Annotated in this window: 22 protein-coding genes and 1 tRNA gene; 7 read left to right on the top strand and 16 right to left on the bottom strand. The window is 68.7% G+C overall.

Annotation, left to right across the window (positions count from 1 at the left end; translation table 11 throughout):
* Nucleotides 1-104: 104 nt before the first annotated feature.
* Nucleotides 105-1,046: an alpha/beta fold hydrolase gene (locus FHT36_RS21160; RefSeq protein WP_169124441.1), complete on the top strand. Its 942-nt coding sequence runs from the start codon at nucleotides 105-107 to the stop codon at nucleotides 1,044-1,046.
* A 6-nt stretch (nucleotides 1,047-1,052) separates the two neighbouring features.
* Here the strand turns inward: FHT36_RS21160 and hisN are convergent, their stop codons facing one another.
* Both hisN and FHT36_RS21150 read right to left on the bottom strand, forming a co-directional pair.
* Nucleotides 1,053-1,838, bottom strand: a complete 786-nt coding sequence (gene hisN, locus FHT36_RS21155) for a histidinol-phosphatase (protein ID WP_169124440.1) — start codon at nucleotides 1,836-1,838, stop codon at nucleotides 1,053-1,055.
* A gap of 1,195 nt (nucleotides 1,839-3,033) precedes the next feature.
* Entirely contained in the window at nucleotides 3,034-3,921 is an 888-nt protein-coding gene (locus FHT36_RS21150) for an N-formylglutamate amidohydrolase (protein WP_169124580.1), read from the bottom strand.
* A 190-nt stretch (nucleotides 3,922-4,111) separates the two neighbouring features.
* On the opposite strand from FHT36_RS21150, the gene cpdR reads away from it, so the two are divergent.
* The 3 genes from cpdR to hemH all read left to right on the top strand — a co-directional run bounded on the left by cpdR (nucleotide 4,112) and on the right by hemH (nucleotide 5,872).
* The gene (gene cpdR / locus FHT36_RS21145; RefSeq protein WP_024277671.1) at nucleotides 4,112-4,474 is read left to right on the top strand and encodes a cell cycle two-component system response regulator CpdR; all 363 of its coding nucleotides are present in this window, start codon (nucleotides 4,112-4,114) and stop codon (nucleotides 4,472-4,474) included.
* An 86-nt stretch (nucleotides 4,475-4,560) separates the two neighbouring features.
* A tRNA-Val gene (locus tag FHT36_RS21140) sits at nucleotides 4,561-4,635 on the top strand.
* A gap of 178 nt (nucleotides 4,636-4,813) precedes the next feature.
* Nucleotides 4,814-5,872 carry a ferrochelatase gene (hemH, locus tag FHT36_RS21135; protein WP_169124439.1) on the top strand — a complete coding sequence of 353 codons (1,059 nt, stop codon included), beginning with the start codon at nucleotides 4,814-4,816 and terminating at the stop codon, nucleotides 5,870-5,872.
* A 16-nt stretch (nucleotides 5,873-5,888) separates the two neighbouring features.
* Here hemH and FHT36_RS21130 read toward each other — a convergent pair whose 3' ends face one another.
* Nucleotides 5,889-6,818, bottom strand: coding sequence for a methylated-DNA--[protein]-cysteine S-methyltransferase (locus FHT36_RS21130; RefSeq protein ID WP_407077087.1), 930 nt, complete (start codon nucleotides 6,816-6,818; stop codon nucleotides 5,889-5,891).
* Nucleotides 6,819-6,900: 82 nt separating this feature from the next.
* Nucleotides 6,901-7,674, bottom strand: a complete 774-nt coding sequence (locus FHT36_RS21125; protein ID WP_169124438.1) for an SDR family NAD(P)-dependent oxidoreductase — start codon at nucleotides 7,672-7,674, stop codon at nucleotides 6,901-6,903.
* Between the two features lie 302 nt (nucleotides 7,675-7,976).
* Between FHT36_RS21125 and FHT36_RS21120 the strand changes: the two genes are divergently transcribed.
* Nucleotides 7,977-8,537 (top strand): protease inhibitor Inh/omp19 family protein, encoded by a 561-nt coding sequence (locus FHT36_RS21120; RefSeq protein WP_169124437.1) that lies wholly within the window; start codon nucleotides 7,977-7,979, stop codon nucleotides 8,535-8,537.
* 36 nt (nucleotides 8,538-8,573) lie between these two features.
* Here FHT36_RS21120 and bluB read toward each other — a convergent pair whose 3' ends face one another.
* From bluB to FHT36_RS21085, 7 genes are all read right to left on the bottom strand, one after another.
* A complete protein-coding gene (bluB, locus tag FHT36_RS21115; protein WP_246702355.1) occupies nucleotides 8,574-9,269 on the bottom strand; it encodes a 5,6-dimethylbenzimidazole synthase in 696 nt (231 codons plus the stop codon).
* Between the two features lie 138 nt (nucleotides 9,270-9,407).
* Nucleotides 9,408-10,895: a glycerol kinase GlpK gene (gene glpK / locus FHT36_RS21110; protein ID WP_169124436.1), complete on the bottom strand. Its 1,488-nt coding sequence runs from the start codon at nucleotides 10,893-10,895 to the stop codon at nucleotides 9,408-9,410.
* Nucleotides 10,896-10,916: 21 nt separating this feature from the next.
* The gene (glpD, locus tag FHT36_RS21105) at nucleotides 10,917-12,425 is read right to left on the bottom strand and encodes a glycerol-3-phosphate dehydrogenase (RefSeq protein WP_169124435.1); all 1,509 of its coding nucleotides are present in this window, start codon (nucleotides 12,423-12,425) and stop codon (nucleotides 10,917-10,919) included.
* A gap of 111 nt (nucleotides 12,426-12,536) precedes the next feature.
* Entirely contained in the window at nucleotides 12,537-13,292 is a 756-nt protein-coding gene (locus FHT36_RS21100; RefSeq protein ID WP_169124434.1) for an SDR family NAD(P)-dependent oxidoreductase, read from the bottom strand.
* An 11-nt stretch (nucleotides 13,293-13,303) separates the two neighbouring features.
* Entirely contained in the window at nucleotides 13,304-14,065 is a 762-nt protein-coding gene (locus FHT36_RS21095; protein WP_169124433.1) for an SDR family NAD(P)-dependent oxidoreductase, read from the bottom strand.
* A gap of 41 nt (nucleotides 14,066-14,106) precedes the next feature.
* Complete coding sequence (locus FHT36_RS21090; RefSeq protein WP_169124432.1) at nucleotides 14,107-15,726, bottom strand: acyl-CoA synthetase; 1,620 nt, start codon at nucleotides 15,724-15,726, stop codon at nucleotides 14,107-14,109.
* A gap of 26 nt (nucleotides 15,727-15,752) precedes the next feature.
* A complete protein-coding gene (locus tag FHT36_RS21085; protein ID WP_246702368.1) occupies nucleotides 15,753-16,637 on the bottom strand; it encodes an IclR family transcriptional regulator in 885 nt (294 codons plus the stop codon).
* 231 nt (nucleotides 16,638-16,868) lie between these two features.
* Between FHT36_RS21085 and FHT36_RS21080 the strand changes: the two genes are divergently transcribed.
* Nucleotides 16,869-17,900 (top strand): TRAP transporter substrate-binding protein, encoded by a 1,032-nt coding sequence (locus tag FHT36_RS21080; protein WP_169124431.1) that lies wholly within the window; start codon nucleotides 16,869-16,871, stop codon nucleotides 17,898-17,900.
* A gap of 52 nt (nucleotides 17,901-17,952) precedes the next feature.
* On the opposite strand, the gene FHT36_RS21075 is transcribed toward FHT36_RS21080, so the two are convergent.
* The 5 genes from FHT36_RS21075 to FHT36_RS21055 form a co-directional block, all read right to left on the bottom strand.
* Nucleotides 17,953-19,578, bottom strand: a complete 1,626-nt coding sequence (locus FHT36_RS21075) for an alpha-amylase family glycosyl hydrolase (protein ID WP_169124430.1) — start codon at nucleotides 19,576-19,578, stop codon at nucleotides 17,953-17,955.
* 117 nt (nucleotides 19,579-19,695) lie between these two features.
* Nucleotides 19,696-20,667, bottom strand: a complete 972-nt coding sequence (locus tag FHT36_RS21070) for a HEAT repeat domain-containing protein (RefSeq protein WP_169124429.1) — start codon at nucleotides 20,665-20,667, stop codon at nucleotides 19,696-19,698.
* Nucleotides 20,668-20,672: 5 nt separating this feature from the next.
* Nucleotides 20,673-20,906: a ferredoxin family protein gene (locus FHT36_RS21065; protein ID WP_024277657.1), complete on the bottom strand. Its 234-nt coding sequence runs from the start codon at nucleotides 20,904-20,906 to the stop codon at nucleotides 20,673-20,675.
* Nucleotides 20,907-20,937: 31 nt separating this feature from the next.
* Nucleotides 20,938-22,686 carry a fumarate reductase/succinate dehydrogenase flavoprotein subunit gene (locus FHT36_RS21060; protein WP_210257905.1) on the bottom strand — a complete coding sequence of 583 codons (1,749 nt, stop codon included), beginning with the start codon at nucleotides 22,684-22,686 and terminating at the stop codon, nucleotides 20,938-20,940.
* Nucleotides 22,683-23,024 (bottom strand): DUF971 domain-containing protein, encoded by a 342-nt coding sequence (locus tag FHT36_RS21055; protein WP_024277655.1) that lies wholly within the window; start codon nucleotides 23,022-23,024, stop codon nucleotides 22,683-22,685. The genes FHT36_RS21060 and FHT36_RS21055 overlap by 4 nt, the downstream gene beginning before the upstream one ends.
* Nucleotides 23,025-23,154: 130 nt before the next feature.
* Between FHT36_RS21055 and FHT36_RS21050 the strand changes: the two genes are divergently transcribed.
* The gene (locus tag FHT36_RS21050; RefSeq protein WP_169124428.1) at nucleotides 23,155-24,258 is read left to right on the top strand and encodes an NAD(P)/FAD-dependent oxidoreductase; all 1,104 of its coding nucleotides are present in this window, start codon (nucleotides 23,155-23,157) and stop codon (nucleotides 24,256-24,258) included.
* Nucleotides 24,259-24,311 lie beyond the last annotated feature (53 nt).

Below are 24,311 nucleotides of genomic sequence, written 5' to 3'. Positions count from 1 at the left end.
GAGAGGGCGCGCGCTGAGCGCCGATCCCGCGCGAGACGGCGATTGTGAAGCGGGCGCCCGGCGTGTAACCCTCAGCCCGCCCGCCTTCCATCGCTGCGAGCCTCATGACGCTCTATTTTCTGCCGAACAATCCGGTGCCCGAAGGCGCGATCGAAGGCGAGATCACCGCCCGGGACGGCGTGCGCCTGCGCTTCGCCCGCTTCATGCCCGAGGGCAAGGCGAAAGGCACCGTCGCGCTGTTCAGCGGCCGCTGCGAGTTCATCGAGAAATATTTCGAGGTGGTGCGCGAGCTGAGGTCGCGCGGCTTCGCCGTGGCGCTGCTGGACTGGCGGGGCCAGGGCGGCTCCCAGCATCTGCTGCGCAACCGCCTGAAGGGGCACGTCACCCGCTTTTCGGATTATCTGCTCGACCTCGAGGCCTTCGCCCGCGAGGTGCTGCTGCCGGATTGCCCGCCGCCCCACTTCGCGCTCGCCCACTCCATGGGCGGCTCGATCCTCCTGTCCTCGGTGCTGGAGGGGCAGCGCTGGTTCGATCGCATGGTGTTGAGCGCGCCCATGCTGGGGCTTGATTCGGTGCCCTTCGAGGGCATCGTCCGGCCGACCGCCGCCGTTCTCTCCCACATCGGCTTCGCCCGCGCCTTCGTGCCTGGCGGGCGCGGGCGCTCGCTGGCGCGGCTGAAGTTCGAGGGCAATCCGCTGACCTCGGACCGCGGCCGATTCGATCGCACGCACGCTCTGGTCACGGCCTATCCGCAGCTCGATCTCGGGGCGCCGACCATCGGCTGGCTGGCGGGCGCCTATTCCACCATGGCGGAATTGACCCATCCCGACGTGATTCCGCGCATCCGCCAGCCGCTGCTCATCATCGCGGCAGGGGGAGAGCGGCTCGTGTCCAACAAGGCCATCGAGCATTTCTCGGCCCGGCTCATCGCCGGCGCCCATGTGGTGGTGCCGGCCAGCCGGCACGAGCTGCTGATGGAACGCGACATCTTCCGCGCCCAGTTCTGGGCGGCGTTCGACGCCTTCATTCCGGGCACGCCGATCTGAGGATGCTCAGCCGCCGGTGAGCTGGCGCAGCGCCGCCTCGTGCACCTTGCGGCTGCCGGCGGCGACCACGCGGCCGCCCGCCACCGGCGAACCGCCTTCCCAGCTGGTGACCACGCCGCCCGCGCCCTCAATGATGGGCACCAGGGCGATCACATCGTGATCCTGCAGGCCGGTCTCGATGACGAGATCGATGAGGCCCGCCGCCACCATGCAATAGGCGTAGCAATCGCCGCCGTAGCGCGACATGCGCACGCGCTCCTCCACCGTGCCGAAGGCGGCGCGGTCTTCGTCGTTCATGAGGCGGGGGCTGGTGGTGTAGAGCACCGCATCCTCCAGCCGTCCGCAGTCGCGGGTGGCGAGGGTGCGCTCGCCGGCCGGGCCACGATAGCGCGCCGCGCCGCCGTCGCCGAAGAAGCGCTCGCCGATGAACGGCTGGTGCATCATGCCGTAGACCGGATCGCCCTCCTTCAGAAGGCCGATCAGCGTACCCCAGGCGGGCAGGCCGGCGATGAATGACTTGGTGCCGTCGATGGGGTCCAGCGCCCAGGTATAGGGCGCGTTCGCCGCCACGTTCTCGAACTCCTCGCCGATGATGCCGTGGGCGGGGAATGTGGAGCGGATGAGCGTGCGCATGGCCTGCTCGGCCGCCCGGTCCGCCTCGGTGACGGGATCGAAGGCGCGGCCCGCGCTCTTGTCCTCGATGCCCAGGGCCGTGCGGAAGAAGGGCAGGATGGCCTCGCCCGAGACGGTCGCAAGCTGATGGACGAAGGCGTCGAAATCGACGGCGGTCATGGGCGCTCCGGAACGATCGGGCGGGCCGAGGGTGCCCGCGCCGGCAAGAAAGCGCGGGTGCCTGCGGCTGCCAAGGAAAATCTGCGGGGGAAGTACGGCTCCGGTCGCGGATAGCCCGATGCGGCACGTCGGCCGAATCCGGCTGCCGATGATCCCGGCGGCACACGTGCGATGCGAGATGATCGCCGCAGCGGCAGGCGCGGCAGGCAGAACGCGCAAAGATTGGGCAGGTCCGCCGCAATGGGCTGAAAATAAATGGTTTTAAATGTTGGACAGATGCACAAACTATCTGCCTGTCACGGACTTGATGCAGAGGGGGCCGTTCGTCATATTGATGCAGCGCGGCATTGCTTGTTGCGGTGCCGCTGCCCTCCTTGGGCGTTTCCTCCCTAGACTTGGGCCGCTGTTCTCAGCGGCCCCTTTCTTTTTTCGGCCCCTCATGCCGAGGCAGGAAATGCGCGCCGCCCGGCAAAGTCCCGGTGGCCTGCGTCCGCCTCCGACTCCCCCGCTCGCGACTCCTGCCCTGCCAGATCCCGCTCCGCGCCCGTGGCGCGTGAAGAGAAGCTCGCGGCTGTGGTCGACCGCGCGCGTCCACCTGCGTGCGTTTAGCCCTGATCGACTGACCGTCACCATGGGCCCGGCGCCGGACATGCCGAGTCCTGGCCATCCCCGGCACGGCCGAGTCGGACCAAGCGCACGCTTTTATCGATTTTTTTGAGCGGCCCGATCGCACAGGCCCCAGCCCGGGCTTAGCCGGGAGAAATAAATCCTTATAAAAATCAATGAATTGCCGTGGTATACCAGGCTGCGACAAACGCGCACTTGATTTATGGCACTGCACTCGGCTATTTGTGCATTGCGACACGGCGATTGGCGTCGCTGTGTCGCTGCCCTCCTTGGGCGTTTCCTCCCTAGACTTGGGCCGTCTGCTCACGCGGACGGCCCCTTTCTTTTTCGGGCTGGCCGATCCGGCATTCGCCGTCACCCGCCGCCCTGTCTAGGCCCCTCTCGTTCCATCCCTGGATGCGGTCTTGCGCCGCCATTCGATCCCGTGTCTCGCGGACGTCTTCGCAGGGCGAAGCCAGTCCGGGCCGGAATTCGATGGTGCCTGAGTAATTCCTCGGCAACCGTGCGCAATTGGTAGCCTTGCCATACGAAAAACGCAAGGCACCTTATGCAAAAATGCAGGGCTTTGTCATTCAGCTGCCGCACGGAGCGGGGCAAGGCCCTCCGACACCGCGATGAACAGGTCCCCCATCAGGGCGCGAATGTCGGCCTGAACCCGCACAAATCCGCCATTTCGCTCATAACCGGCCTCATCCATGTAGAGGCTGCGGTTGAGTTCGATCTGCACCGCGTGCAGCCCGGCGGAGGGGTTTCCGTAGTGCTCAGTAATATAGCCGCCCGCATAGGGCTTGTTGCGCACCACCCGGTAGCCGCGGGCAGTGAGAGACCGTTCGATGGCGTCGGTCACGAGATCGCTGCAGCTTGTGCCGTAGCGATCGCCGATGACGAAATCGGCCCGCGCCACCTCGTCCCGCGCGGAGGTGGAGGGCATGGAGTGGCAATCCACCAGCACCGCCAGTCCCCATTCCCGCTGGATTCGCCCCACGAGGCGGCGCAGGGTCTGGTGGTAGGGCTTGTAATAGGTCTCGATGCGCTCCAGCGCCTCGTTCACGGCGAGACGGCGCGGATAGATCTCCTGCGCGTCGCCCACCACCCGTGCGATGGTGCCGAGGCCGCCGGACACGCGAATCGACCGCGTGTTGGCAAAGGGCGGCAGCCGGCCTTCGAACATGCGCGGGTCGAGCTCGTACGGCTCGCGATTGAGGTCGAGGAAGGAGCGCGGGAACAGCGCCCGCATCATCGGCGCGCCGAGCGCGACGCAGTCGCCGAACAATTCGTCGACGAACGTATCCTCGGAGCGGCGCAGGGTTGAAAAGTCGAGACGGGTCTGCTCGACGAAACTGCGCGGATAGATGCGGCCGGAATGCGGGGAGTTGAAGAGGAAGGGCGCGCGCGCCTCGACCGGAGTGAGCACCTCGAATGCGGGTTCAATGGTGTCGGCGAGACAGGCAGTCATCAAGAACCCAGCACCTTGGAATAGTTCCGGAATTCACACCGGCGGGCGGCGGAATGATGGCCCGGCGAAACACCTTTTGGAAAGGGGTGGCGCGGCTTTCACTTCGAATTTACCCGAATGCGGCAGACAAGTCATATGAACCCCCTGCTCTGGCCGGGGGTGGACAGAACATGACATCAGGGGAAGCGGCGTGGCCAAGATCCTGCTCGCTGAAGACGACAACGACATGCGACGCTTCCTCGTGAAGGCGTTGCAGAATGCGGGCTACTCCGTCGCCTCCTGCGACAACGGCCGCTCCGCCTACGAACGCATGCGGGAGGAGCCGTTCGAACTGCTCCTCACCGACATCGTGATGCCGGAGATGGACGGCATCGAGCTGGCCCGCCGAGCCACCGAGCTCGATCCCGACTTGAAGGTGATGTTCATCACCGGCTTCGCCGCGGTCGCCCTTAATGCCGACGGCGAGGCGCCGAGCGAGGCCAAGGTGCTCTCCAAGCCCTTCCACCTGCGCGACCTCGTGAGCGAGGTGGGCAAGATGCTGGCGGCCGCCTGACGCGTCATCCACAGGCCGGAACATCCTTCGACACACCCGCCTTGCCTCCGGCGTTTCGAGCCGATATAGAGGCGGCTCCTGCGAGGGGGCGCGTAGCTCAGCGGGAGAGCACTACGTTGACATCGTAGGGGTCACAGGTTCGATCCCTGTCGCGCCCACCATCCCTCACCTCATCATCCGGCGATTGATCCGTCCGGCGGCACCAGCCGTCCGGGCCGTCATCGCGTGTGCGGCACCGGCCATCCAGCGTGCACCCGGTCGCGTAAAAGAGCGGCGCCTGCGGGCGCATTGACGCGCCCCGGCCGAGGCGCCATCTCACCGGCAGCAGCCGAGGACCTGATGATCGACGCTCCCGCCTTCTCCGCCGATTTCACCCATCTGCCCAAGGACCACCCGAAGGTGGCGTTCGGGCGCATCGGCGTGCTCATCGTCAATCTCGGCACGCCGGAGGCGACAGACTACTGGTCCATGCGGGCCTATCTGAAGGAATTCCTCTGGGACCGGCGGGTGATCGAGGTGAACCGGGCGCTGTGGTGGTTCGTGCTCAACGCAATCATCCTCACCAAGCGCCCCGGCCCCAAGGGCCGCGACTATGCCAGCATCTGGAACAAGGAGCGCAACGAAGGCCCGCTCAAGACCATCACCCGCGACCAGGCCGAGAAACTCGCTGCCCATTTCGCCGGCATCGATGAGCGCATCGTCGTGGATTTCGCCATGCGCTACGGCAAGCCACCCATCGCCGAGCGCCTCGCCGCTCTTCAGGCGCAGGGCTGCGAGCGCATCCTGCTGGTGCCGCTCTATCCGCAATATGCCGCCGCCACCTCCGCGACGGTCTGCGACAAGGCCTTCGACGCGCTGAAGGAAATGCGCTGGCAGCCGACGCTGCGCGTCGCCCCGCCCTGGCACGATGATCCCGTCTATATCGACGCGGTCGCGCGCGACCTGGAGCGGAATCTGGCGGCTTTGGACTTCGAGCCGGAGGTGATCCTCGCCTCCTTCCACGGCGTGCCGAAGTCCTACCTCATGAAGGGCGACCCCTATCACTGCCAGTGCGCCAAGACCGCCCGCCTGCTGCGCGCGCGGCTCGGCATGGACGAGAAGCGCTTTCGCCTCACCTTCCAGTCCCGCTTCGGCCGCGAGGAATGGCTGAAGCCCTATACGGACGAGACGGTGAAAGCCCTCGCGACAAGCGGGGTGAAGCGGCTCGCCGTGTTCAACCCCGGCTTCGTCGCCGACTGCCTGGAGACGTTGGAGGAGATCGGGGTCGAGAACCGCGAGATCTTCGAGCATGCCGGCGGCGAGAAGTTCGCCGCCATCCCCTGCCTCAATGCCGGCGATGAGGGCATGCGGGTGCTGAAGACCGTGGTGGAGCGGGAATTGAAGGGCTGGGTGGGGTAGGCCCCCTCCCCGCCTCTTACTCCGCCTTCGGCTCCACCTTCGCGGCTTCCCAGCCGAGTATGGCTCGCTTGCGCGTCAGGCCCCAGTGGTAGCCCGTAAGGTCGCCGCTCTTGCCTATGACGCGGTGGCAGGGCACCACGAAGGAGATGGGGTTCTTGCCGATGGCCGCGCCCACCGCACGCGCCGCCTTGGGCCGTCCCACGTGCTCGGCGATGGTGGAATAGGTGGTCGCCCGGCCCATGGGGATGCGCAGCAGCGTCTCCCACACCCGGATCTCGAAATCCGTGCCGATGAAGACGATGCGCAGGGGCTGGTCGCCCCGGCATGAGGCGGGATCGAATATCTGTGCCACCAGCGGGGCGGTGGCGGTCGGGTCTTCCAGATAGGTGGCATTGGGCCAGCGCGAGCGCATGTCGGCGAGCGCCGCCGCCTCCTCCCCCAGATCGGCGAAGGCGAGGCCGCACAGGCCGCGCGGCGTGGACATGGCCAGCGCCTGCCCGAACGGGGACGGGTGGAAGCCGAAGCGGATGACGAGGCCGGCACCGCCGGTCTTCCACTCCCCCGGCGACATGGCCTCATGCACCACGAAAAGATCGTGCAGCCGGCCGGGACCGGAGAGACCCAGTTCCAGCGCGGCATCCAGCACGTTGGGGCATTCGGCAACGATGCGCCGGGCGCGGTCCAGCGTCACCGCCTGCAGGAATGCCTTGGGCGTGAGGCCGCACCAGCGGCGGAACAGGTCTGTCAGCGCGCGGGCAGAGACGCCGGTGGCGGCGGCGATCTCCTCCACCTCCGGCTGCCGGCGCACGTTGCGGGAGATGTACTCCACCGCCCGGCGTACCACGTCATAGTCGCGGGCGGCGATGTCGAGCGGCGCAGCGGGCGTCGCCGTCAGCGTCGGCGCCGCCGCCGGCAGGATGAGATCGGGGGCATCGAGCGCCAGCACGGCACGTCTCCTTCTGATCGAGCGTTGCCCATCTCAGCAGGCGCCGCAAGCGCCGGCCACCCGATTTCCCCCGCCCCTGCCATCAGGCGGGATCGCGCCGCACGGTCAGCCCGTTGAAGGTCTGCTGGCCCGCCATGCACTGGATGCGGTTGATGTTGACGTGGCGGGGCATGGTGCAGGCGAAATACACCTGCTCGGCGATGTCCTCGCCGGTCATGGGCGTGTAGCCGGCATAGACCTGATCCGCCTTGCCCTTGTCGCCGGCGAAGCGGACCACGGAGAATTCGGTCTCCACGAGGCCCGGCTCGATGTTGGTGACGCGCACCCCGGTACCAGCCACATCCGCCCACAGGTTCAGGGAGAACTGCTTCACGAAGGCCTTGGTGGCGCCGTAGACGTTGCCGCCGAAATAAGGGTAGTCGCCGGCGACGGAGCCGGTGAACACCACATGCCCCTCCTTGCGCTCCACCATGGCCGGCAGGCTCGCCCGCACTGTGGTGAGCATTCCCGTGATGTTGGTCTCCACCATGGTCTTCCACTCGTCTAGATCCGCCTTCTGCGCGGGCTCCAGCCCGAGCGCGAGTCCGGCATTGGCGAAGACGATGTTGTAGTCGGCGAACGGCGCCGGCAGGCTGGAGAGGGCGTCGAACGTCGCCTTCTCGTCGCGCACGTCGAGCTCCAGCGGGAGGATCAGGTCGCCGAACTCGGCCTTGAGGCCGTCCAGGCGGTCGGCCCGGCGGCCCACGGCCACCACCTTCGAGCCCGCGCTCGCGAAGCGGCGGACGGTGGCGGCGCCGATGCCCGAGGTGGCGCCGGTCACGACGAGGGTCAGCGTGCGGGGATCGAGCATGGCCATGGGAAGCTCCGGGCAAGGCAGGGACGGGAAAAGGGCGCGGAAGACCGTGCCGCAAGGTGCGCCGGTGATTAAACCGCCTTAACCATCGCGTCCATCCGTCGCCTCCAAACGGTACTTAGATACATCACCAGCCTTGCTGCTGCCACGATCTCGCGAAAGGGTGCGTTTACCCGCAGCCGGCTAGGGTTCGCGCCTGTCAGTTGCGGTCCGAACGTCGATGGCGTCCCGTGCGAGCCACCCAGGGGCGGGTGGCGGTTTTCTCGCGAAGACGCTAGGTTGCGGACACGTCCGGAGAACAATGGATGAAGGTGGTTCTGGTTTCGGCGGCGCTGGCGCTGGCCCTTGGTGGGTGCAGCACGGAGCTTGACGGCTTCGGGGCGAAGCCGTCCGCCACGGCGGCCAATCGCGTGCTCACGGCGCCCACGGCGGCGGTCGAATCCTCGCCCGTGCCCGGCAACGTGTCCACCACTGCGGCCGATACCGCCACCGGCGCCATCACCCCGCGCACCACCGCATCCAACGTGCCCCTCACCCCGCCTCCGGCCAATCCCGGCGCCACCGCCTTTGCCCCCAGCGCGGCCAAGGAACAGGTTTCCGGTGCCTGGAGCTTCTCGTGGGATGGCGGCAAGGCCTCCTGCCCGGTGCGCCTCGGCACCGACCGCGGCCTCAGCGGCCTGTCCGCCCAGGCCGACGTCTCCTGCCCCAGCGAGATCTTCATGACCAAGGGCTGGGACATGATGGGCTCGGACATCGTGCTGCAGAACCATCAAGGCAAGGTCACCGCCCGCCTGCAGCCGGATGGCCCGAACCATTACGTCGGCACCATCGCCGAAACCGGCCAGCAGGTCGCCCTCGCCCGCTGAGGCGGGCCCTCAAGCTTTTGCCCGAAGCCGGCTGCCTTACGTCCCGACCTTCTCCCCGAACCGCTCCGAAAACACCAGCTCCTCCAGCGGGAGGCGCTGGCGCCATCCCGCGCGCTCGAGGTCCGGCGTCGCTGCGAACTGGTCGACATAGCCCATGCACAGCAGCGCCACCGGCACGATGGGATCGGGAATGGCGAGGATGCGGCTGAGATCGGCCAGGTCCAGGATAGACACCCAGCCCACCCCGAGATTTTCCGCCCGCGCCGCCAGCCAGATGTTCTGCACAGCGCAGACGGTGGAATAGATGTCCATCTCGCTCTGGTGCGTGCGCCCCAGCACCACCGGCCCCGCGCGATCCCGCTCGCAGGTGATGCACAGGAGGAGCGGCGCCTCGCGCAGGCCCTCCAGCTTCAGCGTGCGGTAGAGAAGCGCCCGCTCGCCCTCGAACATTTCCGCCGCCTCGGCATTGGCGCGGGAGAAGGCCGCGTGGAGCGCGGCCTTGGTCTCGTCCGAGCGCACCACGATGAAGTTCCACGGCTGCAGGAAGCCCACCGAGGGCGCCGCATGGCCGGCGGCGAGCACCCGGGCGAGCACCGCGTCGGGCACGGGATCGGGCAGGAAGTTTCGGCGCACGTCCCGCCGCGCGGCGATGCAGCGATAGATGGCGGCGCGCTCGTCCGCCGAGAAACTGTCGTCCCGGACCATGGCCGCGCCCTCCCTGTGTTTGTTCATGGCGTCCGCCCCCGGTCTTCGACCGGCGCCGGACGATTGCTTCGCTCAGACGCCGAGCGGGCTTTGCCCAAGGCCACTCCGCCTTGGGCGCCATTCGGCGGCAGCGGGACGGCAAGGTCAATCCCGAAGCCTGCGCCCTCACACCCCGCCGATCAGCCGCCCCACCGCATCCCGCCACTGGGCGATGCGGCCGGTGCGCACCTCCGGCAGCATCTGCGGCGTGAACCGCCGCTCCAGCCGCCACTGGCCGGCGAACACATCCGGCGGCGGGAAGAAACCGCACTCAAGGCCAGCGAGATAGGCAGCGCCGAGCACGGTCGTCTCCTTCTGCACCGGCCGATCCACCGGGGCGCCGAGAAGGTCGGCGAGGCGCTGCATGGTGAAGTCCGAGGCGGTCATGCCGCCGTCCACGCGCAGCACCGTGTCACCGTCCGGCCAGTCGGCGCGCATGGCGTCGATCAGGTCCACGGTCTGGAAGCACACGCTCTCCAGCGCCGCCCGCGCCAGCTCCGCCGGTCCGGTGGCGCGGGTGAGGCCGAACAGGGCGCCGCGCACCTCCGGCCGCCAATAGGGCGCGCCGAGCCCGACGAAAGCAGGGACGAGAATCACGTCCTGCCCCGCATCCGCCTCCGCCGCGAGGCGGTCGCTCTCGCTGGCGGTGGAGATGATCCTCAGCCCGTCGCGCAGCCACTGCACCGCCGCGCCGGCGACGAAGATGGAGCCCTCCAGCGCATAGGTGCGCTGGCCGCCGATCTGGTAGGCGATGGTCGTCAGCAGCCGGCTGGAGGAGGCGACGGGGGTCGTCCCGGTATTGAGCAGGGCGAAGCAGCCGGTGCCGTAGGTGGATTTCACCATGCCGGGCGCAAAGCATGCCTGCCCCACCATGGCCGCCTGCTGGTCCCCCGCCACGCCGCGGATGGGAATGGGCCCGCCGAACAGCGCCGGATCGGTGGTGCCGAAGTCCGCGGCGCAGTCCTTCACCTCCGGCAGCAAAGCGCGGGGCACGCCGAACAAGGCGAGGAGATCGTCGTCCCATTCCCCGCGATGAATGTCGAAGAGCAGGGTGCGCGCGGCATTGGTGGCGTCGGTGACATGCACGCGGCCGCCGGTGAGGCGATGGAGCAGGAAGCTGTCCACCGTGCCGAAGGCCAGTTCCCCCGTCTCCGCCCGTTCCCGCGCACCGGGCACGGCATCGAGGATGTGGGCGATCTTGGTGGCGGAGAAATAGGGATCGAGCAGCAGGCCGGTGCGCGCGTTCACCAGCGCCCCGTGGCCGTCCGCCTCCAGCTGGGCGCAGGCCTCGGCCGTGCGGCGGTCCTGCCAGACGATGGCGCGATGGATGGCGCGTCCGGTCGCGCGCTCCCACACCAACGTCGTCTCGCGCTGGTTGGTGATGCCGATGGCGGCGATGTCGGACGCCGTGGCGCCGGCCTTGGCCAGCACCGCGCGGCAGCAATTGAGCACGGTGCCGAAGATGTCCTCCGCCTCCTGCTCCACATGGCCGGAGGCGGGGAAATGCTGCGGCAGTTCCTCCTGCGCCAGCGCCGCGACGGACCCGTCCCGCCGCACCAGCAGCGCGCGCGAGGAGGTGGTGCCCTGGTCGATGGCGAGAATGTAGGCGGCCACGGCGTCCTCCCTTGTTCTGTTTCAGGCGCGCCGCGCCGCCATGTAGGCGTCGAGCGCCTCCACCGCATGCGGCGCGGTGCGCAGGCCGAGCTTGGAGCGCCGCCACAGCACGTCGGCGGCAGTCTCAGCCCATTCCCGGTCCATCAGATAGTCCACCTCGCGGGCGCACAGATGCGCGCCGAACCAGTCGCCGAGGTCGTCCTCGTCGCTCACCCCGTCCAGCAACTGGAAGGCGGACGTGCCATAGGCCCGCGCGAGGCGCGCCAGCAAGGCGGGATCGAGCGCCGGAAATGCCCCGCGCAGGGTGCGCACCAAAGTGTCATAGCCCTGCCGCGGGAAATCGCCTCCGGGCAGCGGCGCGGTCGCGGTGAAGGGCGCGCCGAGATGGGGAAAGTGCGGCGCGAGGCGCGTCAGCGCCGCCTCTGCCAGCCGACGATAGGTGGTGATCTTGCCGCCGAACACGGTGAGGAGCGGCGCCCTCTCCTCCGGCGCGTCGAGGGCGAGCACATAGTCCCGCGTCGCCGACTGGGCCGCCCCGGCGCCGTCGTCATAGAGGGCGCGCACGCCGGAATAGGTCCACACCACCTGTTCGGGGGCGATGGTGGCGGCGAAATACTCGCTCGCCGCCGCGCACAGATAGGCCACCTCCTCCGGCGTCGCGTGCACATCCTCCGGATGGCCGGAGAAATCGCGGTCCGTGGTGCCGATAAGGGTGAAATCGCCCTCGTAGGGAATGGCGAAGATGATGCGCCCGTCCGCATTCTGGAAGATGTAGCAGCGCTCGTGCGCATAAAGCCGCGGCACCACGATGTGGCTGCCCTGCACGAGGCGGAGCGGGGCGTGCGCCTCGCCCCTGCCCGTCTTCAGCACGTCGAGCACCTCGCCCGCCCAGGGGCCGGCCGCATCCACCAGCGCCCGCGCCTTCACCGTCTCGGGGCGGCCCTCATGCTCGCTCTCGATCACCCACAGCCCCGCCTCCCGCCGCGCGCCGGTGACGCGGGTGCGCGGGCGGATGGCGGCGCCCCGGTCCGCGGCGTCGCGGGCGTTGAGCACCACAAGGCGCGCATCCTCCACCCAGCAGTCGGAATATTCGAAGGCGCGGCCGTAGCCCGGCCGCAGCGGCTGGCCAGCGGGATCATGCCGCAGGTCCAGCGTGCGGGTGGGAGGCAGCAGGCGGCGGCCGCCGATATGATCGTAGAGCCACAGGCCGAGCCGCAGCATCCATGCCGGGCGCAGGCCGGGATGGTGCGGCAGCACGAAGCGCAGGGGCCAGACGATGTGCGGGGCGAGGCCCCACAGCACCTCCCGCTCGGCCAGAGCCTCGCGCACCAGGCGGAACTCGTAATATTCGAGATAGCGCAGGCCGCCATGGATCAGCTTGGTGGAGGCGGAGGAGGTGCCGGAGGCGAGATCGCCCTTCTCGAACAGCACCACGCTGAGGCCACGCCCCACGGCATCACGGGCGATGCCGCAGCCATTGATGCCGCCGCCGACGATGGCAAGGTCGAAGACCTGACCACTCTCCTCCATCTCGGCCTCCCGGCACCGGAATCGGTTCGCTCCGCCAGACGATGCCCGAGACCTGCGGCAGGTCAACGCCCGCGCCGCCGATCCATGTGGACGGGCGGGCGCCCAGGCGCCTCAGACGTTGATGAGACCGCCCGCCGAGAACCCGCCGTCCACGGCGATGGTCTCGCCGGTCACGTAGGAGGACACCTGCTCGTCCAGCAGGAAGGAGATGGCGCCGCACACCTCCTGCGGCGTGCCGGTGCGGCGCAGCGGCAGGGTCTTCAGCCACGCGGAGCGGGTCTCGGCCGTGAGCAGTTCGCGCACCAGCGGCGTCTCGATGGGGCCGGGCGCCACGGCATTCACGCGGATGCCCAGCGGCGCGAACTCCACCGCGAGGATCTTCGTCAGCGTCACCACGCCGCCCTTGGAGGCGCCATAGGCGGAACGCCCGAGATTGCCGCGCAGGCCGGAAACGGAGGCGATGTTGACGATGGAGCCACCGCCCGTCTCCCGCATGGCCTTCGCTGCCTCCCGCGCCACCACGAAGCTGCCGACGAGGTTGATGTCCAGCACCTTGCGGAACAGCTCCACGCTCGTGTCGAAGGCGGGAATGTCGCGTGCGATGCCGGCCGAGTTCACTACGCCCCTGAGCGGGCCGAAGTCCACCGCCGTGCGCGCGACGGCCGCCGCCACCGCGCTTTCCTCGGTGATGTCCACCGTCTCGAACCGCACCCGCTCGCCATGCGCGGCGAGATGCTCCCGCGCCTTGGCGATGCTGTCGGCGGCAAGATCCAGAGCGACGACGCGCCAGCCCTCGCCGAGCAGGGTTTCCACCACGGCGAGCCCGATGCCGGACGCTCCGCCGGTGACGATGACGCTGCCCTTCATGCCTTCCCGCGTCACAGCCCGATCAGCCCGCCGGCGGTGAACCCGCCATCCACGCCGATGGTCTGGCCGGTGACATAGGACGATTTTTCAGGATCGAGCAGGAAGGCGATGGTGCCCGCCATCTCCTTCGGCTGCGCATAGCGATTGAGCGGCACGCGGGCGAGCCAGGCGGCGCGGGCCTGATCGGTATGGACCGCCTGCACCAGCGGGGTATCCACCGGCCCCGGCGCTATGGCGTTGACGCGGATGCCGAGGGCCGCGAACTCCACCGCGAGAATCTTGGTGAGCACCACCACCGCGCCCTTGGACGAGCCGTAGGCGGCGCGGCCGAGATTGCCCTGGATGCCCGAGACGGACGCGATGTTGACGATGGAGCCGGCGCTGCGCGCCTGCATCACCTTCGCCGCCTCGCGCGCCACCAGGAAGGTGCCGATGACGTTCACGTCGAGGATCTTGCGGAAGATGTCCGCCGAGGTTTCGAGGGCGGGGATGTCGCGGGCGATGCCGGCGGAGTTCACCACGCCCCACAGCGGCCCGAACCCGCTCTCCGTCTCGGCAACGAGCTTCACCACCTGCGCCTCGTCGGAGATGTCGGCCTGGACGACCCGCACCTTGTCGCCATGGGCGGCGAGCGCGGCCCGCGCCTTCTCGATGCTCTCCGGCACGAGGTCGGCGGCGACGACGCGCCAGCCCTCGGCCAGAAGCTCTTCCACCACGGCGAGGCCGATGCCCGAGGCACCACCCGTCACGATCACGCTTCCCGGTCTCGACACGGCACTCTCCCTGAGGGTGATTGTTGGTTTGCGGCGGCGGCTCAGATGAGCCCGCGCTCGGCCAGGGCCTCGCGCACCATCTTCTTGGTGATCTTGCCGTAGGCGGACTTCGGCAGGGCCTCCCAGAAATGCACGCGGCGGGGCAGCTTGTAGCGGGCGACCTTGCCGTCGAGGAAGGCGATCAGGTCCTCCTCGCTCACGCTCTGCCCCTCGCGCGGCACGCAGACGGCGACGCCCACCTCGCCCCACATGGGGTCCGGCACGCCGAGGATGGCCACCTCGGCGATGGCGGGATGGGTGAGCACCTTCTCCTCCACCTCGCGCGGATAGACGTTGGAGCCGCCCGATATGTACATGTCGGAGGCACGTCCGGTGATGTAGACGAAGCCCTCATTGTCCATGTGGCCGAGGTCGCCGGTACGGAACCAGCCGTTGCGGAATGCCTTCGCATTGGCCTCGGGATTGTCGTAGTAGCCCGCCAGCACCGCCGGGCCGCAGACGCAGATCTCGCCGGTCTCGAAGGGCGCGACCTCGCGACCTGCGTCGTCCTGGATCTGAACCTGCATGCCGGTGCGCTCGAAGCCGCAGGTGCCGAGCTTCACATGCGGGCCGTCCTCGGGATCATGCAAATAGGGCGGCAGTACGGTGATGTTGCCCGTCACCTCGCCGAGGCCGAAATACTGCACCAGCACCTTGCCGAGCTTCCTCAGCGCGAACTTCTGGTCTTCCCGGTACATGGGCGCGCCGGCATAGATCACGTAGCGCAGGGAGGAGTGGTCGAACTGGTCCACCGAGGGGTGCTCGGTGAGCAGCTTGGTGATGGTGGGCACGGTGAACATGTTGGTCACCCGCCAGTCCTGAACCAGTCGCCACGCCTCGGCGGCATCGAAGCGCTCGGAGGGCATGAGGATGGTCTTCACCCCTCGCGCCACCTGCACCAGCTGGTGCACGCCCGCGCCGTGGGAGAGCGGCGCCACCACGAGGGAGGCGTCCTGCTCGGTGGTGCCCGGCATCAGGTCGCAGAGGTGATTGGTGATGACGAAGGCCATCTGGCCATGGGTCAGCACCGCCGCCTTGGGGCGGCCGGTGGTGCCGGAGGTGAAGAAGAACCAGCAGGGGTCGTCGTGCTCCACGTCCGCCACCGGCACCTTTTCACCGAGGCGGGCGGCGACGATCTCCCCATAGTCGGCACCGAAGGGGGCGGCGCCGATGGCGATGACCTCGCGGATCGCCGGCGCCTCGGCACGGACGACCTCCACATGCTCGGGAAAGTCGCGGTGGCAGATCATCACGCTCGCGCCCGAGGCGGAGGCGAGATAGGCGACCTCCCCGGGCGTCTGGCGGAAATTGGTGGGCACCCACACCGCCCCCAGCCGGAAGGCCGCGAACATGCTCTCGAACATTTCGAGGCAGTTCTTCGACTGCACGAGGATGCGGTCGCCCTTGATGACGCCGCGGGCGGCCAGCTCCGCCGCCATGGCATCCACGCGGGCATCCATCTCGGCCCACGTCACGGTGCGCTCGCCCTCGACGAAGGCGATATGGGCCGGCAGCCGCCGCGCCGCCTGACGCAGGAAATGGGAGAGGTTCATCACCCGGCGGCTGGTGCGGGCCACGCCGCCACGCGGGGCCTCGGCAACGGTCTGGGCATTTGCGGACATTCACTTCACTCCGGGATCGGAAACGGTCAGGGGGCCGGGCGGGCCATGGAACGGGCCGGGCGCTGTGGAGGGCCCCGCTCGCTGCCGCCGAGCTTCGCCTCCAGCGCGGCGGCTTCGCGCTGGAGCAGCGGCACCAGCTCCTTCTGTCGCTCCGCGCCCAGCCGGCTCTCGATGGCGGCGAGCGAAAGGGCGCCGAGCGGGCGCCCGTCCGCTCCGCGCACCGGCACGCCGATGCCCCACGAGCCGGCGACATAGAGGCCCGGATTGAGCGCATAGCCACGGGCGCGCGTATCGGTCATGGCGCCGCGCAGCAAATCGGGGGAATAGCCGGGATAGGCCGCGAGCGCCGCGGCGTTGGCCTCGATGATGCGCGCCGCCTCGGCCTCGGGCAGCGCGGCGAGGATGGCGAGACCGCCGGCACCGATGCCGAGGGGGTGCCGGTCGCCGGCCTGCAGCACATGGGTGCGGATGGGCCAGGTGCCCTCCTCGCGATGCAGGCACACGGAGAAGGCCCCGCGCGGCACCGAGAGGAAGGCGCAGTCGCCGCTCTGGCGGGCGATGCGGGAGAGCCCATCGAGGGCGAGGGCGTGGATGCCGAAGCGCGGCGCGGCCAGCGTGCCAAGCACATAGGCCTCCGGCCCCACATGATAGCGGCGGCTCGCCTCGTCCTGATCCACCAGCCCGGCCCGCACCAGCGCCAGCAGGACGCGGCGCACGGTGGGCTTGGAGAGGCCGGAACTGGCCACGAGATCGGCGAGGCGGGCGCCCTCCGCACCCGCGCGGCCCACGAGCATCAACAGCGCGACCGCGCGCTCGATGCTCTGGGTGCCGCCGGCCGACTCAGGCGCGGCATCCGGGGTCGCGCCCGACGGATGCTCCGGCCCGCCTGCTCCGGCGGCGGGCGCTTTCAGTCCCCCTGCCACGCGCGCTCCCTTGATCCAGAATATGGACCTGATTTATCTGGCGAATTGGGATCGCCGCCGCGCGACGTCCGAAGGGACCATAATCTGCTTGCGAAATGCCCACAAGCGGGCCAGCATGGGCGGCGGGAAAAGAGGTCCATATATTGGACCCAAGGAAACCAGTCGGGCCGGGCCGGAGCCAGTCGGGGCACCGCGAAACGGCCGCAAGGAGGAGCACTGATGACCCTGACCCGTCGCACCCTCATCAAGGCGAGCGCCGCCACGGCGCTGACCGGCGCCATCGCGCCGGCCCTGTTCGCCCCCACCGTCGCGCGGGCCCAGAGCGCCGAATTCTCCTACAAGTACGCCAACAACCTCCCCGTCACGCACCCCATGAACGTGCGCGCGCAGGAGATGGCAGCGAAGATCAAGGCCGAGACCAAGGGCAGGGTCGAGATCAACATCTTCCCCTCCAGCCAGCTCGGCGGCGACACCGACATGCTGAGCCAGTTGCGCTCCGGGGCCATCGAGTTCTTCACCCTCTCGCCGCTGATCCTCTCGACGCTGGTGCCCAACGCCTCCATCAGCGGCATCGGCTTCGCCTTCCCGGACTATGCCAGCGTGTGGAAGGCCATGGACGGGGACCTCGGCGCCTATGTGCGCGGGCAAATCTCCAAGGCCGGCATCGTCGCCATGGACAAGATCTGGGACAACGGCTTCCGCCAGATCACCACCTCCACCAAGCCCATCGAAACCGCGGCCGACCTCAAGGGCCTGAAGATCCGCGTGCCGGTGTCGCCGCTGTGGACCTCCATGTTCAAGGCGTTCGACAGCGCCCCCGCCTCACTCAACTTCGCCGAGGTCTACACCGCGCTGCAGACCCGCGCCGTGGACGCGCAGGAGAACCCGCTCGCCATCATCTCCACGGCGAAGCTCTACGAGGTGCAGAAATACTGCTCCCTCACCAACCACATGTGGGACGGCTTCTGGTTCCTCGCCAACCGCCGCGCCTTCGAGAAGCTGCCCGACGACCTGCGCACCATCGTGGCGAAGAACATCAACGAGGCGGGCCTCAAGCAGCGCGACGACGTGTTCGCCCTGAACAACAATCTGCGCAAGGAGCTGGCGGAAAAGGGCCTCGCCTTCAACGAGCCGAAGGTGGACAGCTTCCGCGACCAGCTGCGCAAGGCCGGCTTCTACGCCGAGTGGAAGGGCAAGTACGGCGACGAGGCCTGGGCCACGCTGGAGAAATATACCGGCCAGCTCTCCTGAGCCGCCGCTTTTCCTCACGTTTCAAGGGGCGGCCTCGGCCGCCCCTTTTCGTTCAGGGCGCCAGTTGCACCACGATGCCCTCATTGGGCCGAAGGTCGATCGTGTCGCCCACGCGTTCCCCCGCCCGATCGCAGAAGGTGGAGAGCAGCAGGCGTCCCCCGCCCACCGCTTCCGGCAGCGTCGCCGACAGCGGGTCGCCGCCGAGATTGAGCGCCACCAGCATCGTCTCCCCCTCCCCCTGCCTGAGATAGGCGACGAGATCGCCCACCGCCGCGACCGGGGACCACAGCCCCACGGACAGGGCCGGATGCGCCCGCCGCAAGGCCAGCAGCGCGCGGGTGAGGGTGAGCATGGAGGCCGCCTCCCCCTGCTCGCGCTTCACGTTCACCTCGGTGAAATCATCCGCCAACGGCAGCCACGGCTCCACCGTGGAAAAGCCGGCGAACGGGCCGTCGTCCCACTGCATGGGCGTGCGGGCGCCGTCGCGCCCGAGGCCGAGGCCGGGCACGTTCTTCTCGAACGGGTCCTGCACCCGCTCCTTGGGGATGGGCACCTGCGTCATGCCGATCTCGTCGCCGTAATAGAGCGTCGGCGTGCCCCGGAGTGTCAGCAGCAGCATGGCCGCCACCCGCGCCTGGTCAGGCCCGAGCCGACCCACGACGCGCGGGCGGTCGTGGTTGGAGAGCACCCAGTTGGGCCAGCCACCCTCGGGGATCGCGGCCTCATAGGCGGCGATCAGCGGCGCCAGTTCCGCCGCGGTCCACGGCGCCGCCAGCAGGGTGAAGTTGAACGGCAGATGCACGCCGCGCCCGCCCTCGCCGTAGTACGCGGCGATACGGTGGAGCGGCAGATAGGCCTCGCCGATCAGCACCCGGTCGCCCTCGCAGGAATCGGCGAGCGCGCGGAAGCCGGCGATGACGTCCATCACCTCCGGCCGGTCGCCGGTATAGAGCTGGGTCAAAGCGGAATGCGGGTTCATGCCCTCGCGGAAATCGGGGTTCGGCGGATTGTCCCGGAACTCGGCATCCTTGATGACGTGCCAGAGCGCATCGATGCGGAAGCCGTCCACGCCCCGGTCGAGCCAGAAGCGCAGGACATCGTGCATGGCCTCCACCACGTCCGGGTTGCGCCAGTTGAGGTCCGGCTGCTCCTTCAGGAAGGCGTGGTAGTAATACTGGCCGCTCGCCGCGTCATATTCCCAGGCGCTGCCGCCGAATTCGGACAGCCAGTTGTTGGGCGGGCCGCCATCCGGGGCGGGATCGCGCCAGATGTACCAGTCGCGCTTGGGATCATCCCGGCCCGAGCGCGAGGCCTTGAACCAGGGATGCTCCTGCGAGGAATGGTTGGGCACGAAATCGAGGATGATCCTCAGCCCCAGCCCATGGGCCTCCTGAACCAGCCGGTCGAAATCTTCGAGCGTGCCGAACAGGGGATGGATGGCGGTGTAGTCGGCCACGTCATAGCCGAAGTCCGCCATGGGCGAGGGATAGATGGGGGAGATCCAGATGGCGTCGACGCCGAGGTCGGCGAGATAGGGAAGCCGGGAGATGATGCCCGGCAGGTCGCCCACGCCGTCGCCGTTCGAATCCTGAAACGAGCGCGGATAGATCTGGTAGACCACGCCGGCCTGCCACCACAGCGGCCCGGTCTTCAGCCGCTCGCGTTCCTGCTCCGCCATGGACGCCTTCTCCCGCTCTGCCGGAGCACTCTGGCGCTCCGGCTCAGATTGGAGAAGTACGGCCGGCCCGGTTCGGTTTCATGACCGGCCGTCTGGAAGGGCTGGAACGCCCGCCCCTCAGGCGGCGCGGCAGCGGTCGATGGCCCAGCGCACCAGCTTGCGCACGTCCGGATCCGGATCGTCATAGACGGCTTCGAGCGCGGGCACAGCGGCGGGATCGGCGATCTCGCCCAGCGCCGCGGCGGCCTCCTTGCGGACGTTGGACAACTGGTCGCCCAGCGCCTCCGACACCACCGGGACAGCCGCGCGGGCCTTCAGCTTGCCCAGCGCGTTCACTGCCTTGGCCTTCACCTGCCAGGCATCGTCATTGGCCGCGACGATCAGCGGGTCCACCGCCTCGAGAATCTTCGCCTTGCCGATGGAATAAGCGGCTTCCTCGCGCACCTGCCAGTGGCCGTCGCTGAGGCCGGCGATCAGCGCGGGGACGCCCGCAGTGCCGCTCCGCACGAAGACGAGGGCCGCCATAACCGCCCGGCGCACCGCCGGCTCGGGATCGGTGGCCGCCAGAAGCAACGCGGGGAGCGCGGCATCCGCCTTCAGATAGCCGAGCACGCCCAACGCCTCGCGCCGCACCGCCATGTCGGGATCAGTGAGGGCGCCGAGGGCCACCGGCATGGCCGAGGCATCCTGCATGTCGCGCAGCGCCCGGAGCGCCGAGGTGCGGACGAACGCGCTCAGGGGGCCACCCGTCTCCTGCGCCCGCTCGATGAGGCGGGGCGCGGAGGCCGGCTCCTTCTTATCGGCGAGGCTCTCGGCGGCAGCGAGGCGCACCGCCTCCGCCGCATCGTCGAGGGCTTCGGCAAGGCCAAGGGCGGCCGGCAGGCCGGAATGCTCGTCGAGGGACTTGGCGGCGGCTTCCCGCACGCCGGCATCCTCGTCCTTCAGGCCGGCGAGCAGCAGGTCCACGGCGCCCGGGTCCACGCTCTCGGCCAGGCCCAGCATGGCCACGCGGCGGATGCCGGGGTCGGCGTCGCGGGCACGCTCGGCCACCGCATCGAGGTCGTCGTCGAAATCGTCGAAGATGGCCATGGCGCTCACCGCAGCAGATAGGGGATTTCGACCTTCACCGCGCCGGTGGGGCAATCCACCTCGCACGGCATGCAATACCAGCACTCGTCATACTTCATGTGCGCCTTACCCGAGGCCGGGTTGATGGCGAGCACGTCGAGCGGGCACACGTCGATGCAGACGCGGCAGCCCTTCTCGGCGATGCACTTGTCGTCATCGACGGTCACGGGCACGGAGGTGGTGTGATTGGCGAAAGGCATGGGGGCAGCTCCGGAATTCGGGGTGTGAGGCTCACTCGGCGGCGATGGCCGGCGTGCGCAGCTGGTGGTAGGCGCCCATCTCGTCCTCATCGATCTCGACGACATAGGGATCCACCGCGCGCTTCTTGTGCGCCATGCGGCCCATCTCGTCCTTGTAGAGGAGGGTGTGGCAGAACCAGTTCTCGTTGTCGGTGGCGGGGTGGTCGACGCGCCAGTGGTAGAGGCCCCACCGGCTTTCGGTGCGGTAGAGCGAGGCGGCGGCGGCCATGTCGGCGCAATCGAGGATGGATTGCAGCTCCAGCGCCCGCATCAATTCATGCGGATCCTTCACGCACAGGGCCGAAAGATCGTCGCGCACCTCGGCGAGGCGGGCCTGGCCGATCTTGTACTTGGCGGTCACCTTCGGCGGCTGGAGATAGTCGTTCACGAGGCGGCGGGCCTTGTACTCCATCTCGAAGGGGGTGAGGCCGTCGTCGCGGCGGGTGGGGGCCATCACGCGGGCCTGCTCGCGGGCCACATCGGCGGCGTCATAGGCGGGCAGATCGGTGGAGGCGCAATAGTCCGCCGCATCCTCGCCGGCGATGCCCCCGTTCACGAAGGCACCGAGCATGTAATTGTGCGGCACGCTCGCCATGTCGCCGGCGGCATAGAGGCCGGGCACGGTGGTGCGGGCATTCTCGTCCACCCACACGCCCGAGGCCGAGTGGCCGGAGCAGAAGCCGATCTCGGAGATGTGCATCTCCACCATCTTCTCGCGGTAGTTCGTGCCGCGCTTCTCGTGAAAGCGGCCGCGCGAGGGGCGCTCGTTGGAGTGCAGGATGGTCTCGATCTCGGAGATGGTCTCCTCGGCGAGGTGGGTCATGTTGAGGAAGACCGGGCCGTTGCCGCTCAGCAGCTCGCCGTAGAACTCCTTCATCATCTGGCCCGACCAGTAGTCGCACTCGATGAAGCGCTCGCCCTTGTTATTGGCGGTGTAGCCGCCGAACGGACCGGTGACGTAGGCGCAGGCCGGGCCGTTATAGTCCTTGATGAGCGGGTTGATCTGGTAGCACTCGAGGTTCGCGAGGCCGGCGCCGGCATGGTAGGCCATGGCATAGCCGTCGCCGCAGTTCGCCGGGTTCTCGTAGGTGCCGAACAGATAGCCGGAGGCCGGCAGGCCGAGGCGGCCGGCGGCGCCGCAGGCCAGCACCACCGCCTTGGCGCGGATCACCAGGAACTCGCCGGTGCGGGTGTTCACACCAATGGCACCGGCGACGCGGCCGTCCGTGCCGGTCAAGAGGCGGGTGGCCATGTAGCGGTTGGTCACCAGAACCTGGTGCTTGCGCAGCTGGCGGTAGAGCGCCTTCTTGACGTGGTGCCCTTCCGGCATGGGCAGCACATAGGTGCCCATGTGGTGAACCTTGCGCACATTGTATTCGCCGGAGCCGTCCTTCTCGAACTTCACGCCGATGGAATCCAGATACTGGATCATCGGGTAGGAGCCGGTCGCGTAGGCCATCACCGCCTTCTGGTGGACGATGCCGTCATTGGCGACGGTGATCTCCTTCACATACTGCTCGGGGGTGGCGTAGCCGGGGATGACGGCGTTGTTCAGCCCGTCCATGCCCATGGAGACCGCGCCGGAGCGCTTCACATTGGCCTTCTCCATGAGGACCACCTTGAGGCCGGGATTCTTCTCCTTGGCCTTGATGGCCGCCATCGGGCCGCCGGTGCCGCCGCCGATGACGAGGATGTCGGTCTCGACGATCTCGGTCTTCATCTCGCTGTCGAACGCGCTCATGGGTTCATCTCCGGAAGGTCGTTGGCGGCCTCCGCGGCCAGCGCCGCGAGATAGGCGAAGGGATAGACCCCGCGCTTGTGGCCGTCGGAAAAGGTGAGGTTCAGGCCGTGCGCGCCGAACGGCTCCACGCCGGTGAGGGCGACGCCGGGAAAGGCGGCGGGGAAGCGGTCGCGGGCGCGGTCCGCCGTGCAGGCGGCGCAGCGGCAGGCGGAGCGCAGGCGTTCGGCCGAGAATTCCGCCCGCGTCCCGCCATAAGCGAGGGTCAGGCGGCGCCGGTCCCGGTCGAGGCGGATTTCCTCGACTTCAAGGGGGAGGGGTGCGGGGGCGGACGTCATCATGGCCCCGATTGGACATCGCGGCCCCTCCTGCCGATAGCAACTAGTTGCTGGCTGGAGCACTTCCAGGGAGCCCCTTTGCGCGGCCTCCGCCTGCGCTATGGTACCGGTCACGGATCACGGGAAGAGCCGAATGGATCAGGTCGAGTGCATCGTCGCCGGCGCGGGCGTGGTCGGCCTCGCCGTCGCCCGCGCGCTGGCGCTGGCGGGCCGGGAAGTGGTGCTGGTGGAGGCGGCGGATGCCATCGGCACCGGCACCTCCTCGCGCAATTCCGAAGTGATCCACGCCGGCATCTATTACGAACCCGGCAGCCTGAAGGCCGAGCTGTGCGTGCGCGGCCGCGCACTGCTCTATGCCTTCTGCGAAAGCCACGGGGTGGGGCACAAGCGCATCGGCAAGCTCATCGTCGCCGCCGCGCCGGAAGAGGTCGCCTATCTGGAAAAGCTGGCCAGGACCGGCGCGGCCAACGGCGTCGATGATCTGACGATGCTGAGCGGCGCGGCGGCGCAGGCGCTGGAGCCGGCGCTCTCGGTCCATGCGGCGCTGCTCTCGCCCTCCACCGGCATCGTGGATTCCCACGGCCTCATGCTGGCGCTGCTCGGCGACATGGAGGCGGCCGGCGGGATGCTCGCCCTCTCCTCCCCAATCGTTGCCGCGGAGGCGGGGGCGGACGGTATCGTGCTCACAACCGGCGGGCCGGAGCCCATGACGCTCGCCTGCCGCCTGTTCATCAACGCCGCCGGGCTCGATGCCCCGGGCCTCGCCCGCGCCACCTCCGGCATGCCCGCTCCTCTGGTGCCGCAGGAGAGCATGGCCAAGGGCAATTACTTCACCTGCCTGCGCAAGGTGCCCTTCACCCGCCTGATCTATCCGGTGCCGGAGGCGGGCGGCCTCGGCACGCACCTCACCCTCGATCTCGGCGGGCAGGGGCGCTTCGGGCCAGATGTGGAATGGGTGAGCGAGCGGCGCTACGAGGTCGACCCCACCCGCAAGACCACCATGATGGCCTCCATCCGCCGCTACTGGCCGGATGTGCGGGAGGAGGATCTGGCGCCGGGCTATTCCGGCATCCGCCCGAAGATCCCCGGCATGGACGGGCGCGCGCCCGATTTCGTCATCCAGGGGCCGGCGGTGCACGGCGTGCCGGGGCTGGTGAACCTCTTCGGCATCGAATCGCCGGGGCTGACGAGTTGCCTCGCCATCGCAGAGCGGGTGGTGGAGGTGGCGCGGGGATAGCGCGCCTGTGGCGCACGGTGCAGGCTCACCGCTCCCCGGACAAGCGACGGCAC

The sequence above is a fragment of the Xanthobacter sp. SG618 genome (assembly GCF_012932745.1).
Taxonomy (GTDB): Bacteria; Pseudomonadota; Alphaproteobacteria; order Rhizobiales; family Xanthobacteraceae; genus Xanthobacter; species Xanthobacter flavus.
This window is presented reverse-complemented; position numbering and strand designations above follow the sequence as displayed.

Excerpts from the sequence above, each read along its gene's own strand:
- FHT36_RS21160 (WP_169124441.1), top strand. The coding sequence starts at position 105 with ATGACGCTCTATTTTCTGCCGAACAATCCGGTGCCCGAAGGCGCGATC.
- hisN (WP_169124440.1), bottom strand. The coding sequence starts at position 1,838 with ATGACCGCCGTCGATTTCGACGCCTTCGTCCATCAGCTTGCGACCGTC.
- FHT36_RS21150 (WP_169124580.1), bottom strand. The coding sequence starts at position 3,921 with ATGACTGCCTGTCTCGCCGACACCATTGAACCCGCATTCGAGGTGCTC.
- hemH (WP_169124439.1), top strand. The coding sequence starts at position 4,814 with ATGATCGACGCTCCCGCCTTCTCCGCCGATTTCACCCATCTGCCCAAG.
- FHT36_RS21125 (WP_169124438.1), bottom strand. The coding sequence starts at position 7,674 with ATGGCCATGCTCGATCCCCGCACGCTGACCCTCGTCGTGACCGGCGCC.
- FHT36_RS21120 (WP_169124437.1), top strand. The coding sequence starts at position 7,977 with ATGAAGGTGGTTCTGGTTTCGGCGGCGCTGGCGCTGGCCCTTGGTGGG.
- bluB (WP_246702355.1), bottom strand. The coding sequence starts at position 9,269 with ATGAACAAACACAGGGAGGGCGCGGCCATGGTCCGGGACGACAGTTTC.
- glpD (WP_169124435.1), bottom strand. The coding sequence starts at position 12,425 with ATGGAGGAGAGTGGTCAGGTCTTCGACCTTGCCATCGTCGGCGGCGGC.
- FHT36_RS21100 (WP_169124434.1), bottom strand. The coding sequence starts at position 13,292 with ATGAAGGGCAGCGTCATCGTCACCGGCGGAGCGTCCGGCATCGGGCTC.
- FHT36_RS21090 (WP_169124432.1), bottom strand. The coding sequence starts at position 15,726 with ATGTCCGCAAATGCCCAGACCGTTGCCGAGGCCCCGCGTGGCGGCGTG.
- FHT36_RS21080 (WP_169124431.1), top strand. The coding sequence starts at position 16,869 with ATGACCCTGACCCGTCGCACCCTCATCAAGGCGAGCGCCGCCACGGCG.
- FHT36_RS21075 (WP_169124430.1), bottom strand. The coding sequence starts at position 19,578 with ATGGCGGAGCAGGAACGCGAGCGGCTGAAGACCGGGCCGCTGTGGTGG.
- FHT36_RS21070 (WP_169124429.1), bottom strand. The coding sequence starts at position 20,667 with ATGGCCATCTTCGACGATTTCGACGACGACCTCGATGCGGTGGCCGAG.
- FHT36_RS21065 (WP_024277657.1), bottom strand. The coding sequence starts at position 20,906 with ATGCCTTTCGCCAATCACACCACCTCCGTGCCCGTGACCGTCGATGAC.
- FHT36_RS21060 (WP_210257905.1), bottom strand. The coding sequence starts at position 22,686 with ATGAGCGCGTTCGACAGCGAGATGAAGACCGAGATCGTCGAGACCGAC.
- FHT36_RS21055 (WP_024277655.1), bottom strand. The coding sequence starts at position 23,024 with ATGATGACGTCCGCCCCCGCACCCCTCCCCCTTGAAGTCGAGGAAATC.
- FHT36_RS21050 (WP_169124428.1), top strand. The coding sequence starts at position 23,155 with ATGGATCAGGTCGAGTGCATCGTCGCCGGCGCGGGCGTGGTCGGCCTC.